The organism is Pseudomonas sp. FG98, assembly GCF_057808595.1.
Genome location: NZ_JBMDIJ010000186.1, coordinates 1 through 528, shown reverse-complemented (window position 1 = coordinate 528; position 528 = coordinate 1). Strand labels below are relative to the sequence as shown.

Genomic DNA, 528 nt, shown 5'->3' with positions numbered 1-528 from the left:
ATCAATATCCCACTGAGACTGCCGGAGCCACAGTCATGCCCGAAATGAAGAGCGCCGCTTCGCGTAGCGCAACCCTGTTTGGTGTCCTGCCTGCTGCGGCCTGTGCCTTGCTGGCATTGCTGCCGGCAGCGACTGCCCACGCCAGGATCATTGGTATCAACCACACCCATTGGGCGATCAATTATTTCGCTGTGGATGGGCATTCCGGGCTGGACGTAATCGGGGCTTGGGAAGGAGGTGGCGGCGGACACATCAGCCTACCGGCCGAATGGGTGCCTGGGATGATGGTACAGATTGATTGGGAAACGGGATCCGACAGCACAGATGGATTTCCCGGGTTTGTAGATCGTGCCAAGTACAGAGTGTGGGTTGAGTCGATAGAGGCTCAGAAGCGGCAACATTCCAGACTTGTGACAGTCCCCGACTACACCAACCAGAAAGTCTGCGGCGTCACCGTGCATTTTCTCCCGTGCGACGAAATCCAGGTGACGACCTCCTGCAAAGGCCATGGAAACCCCGACTACCCCA

1 protein-coding gene is annotated in these 528 nt (G+C 57.6%); it reads left to right on the top strand.

From position 1 onward, the window contains the following. Positions 1–35: 35 nt before the first annotated feature. Positions 36–528 (top strand): Tli1a family immunity protein (gene tli1a / locus ACODSK_RS32655; RefSeq protein WP_489022286.1); only part of this gene is annotated, 493 nt, incomplete at its 3' end.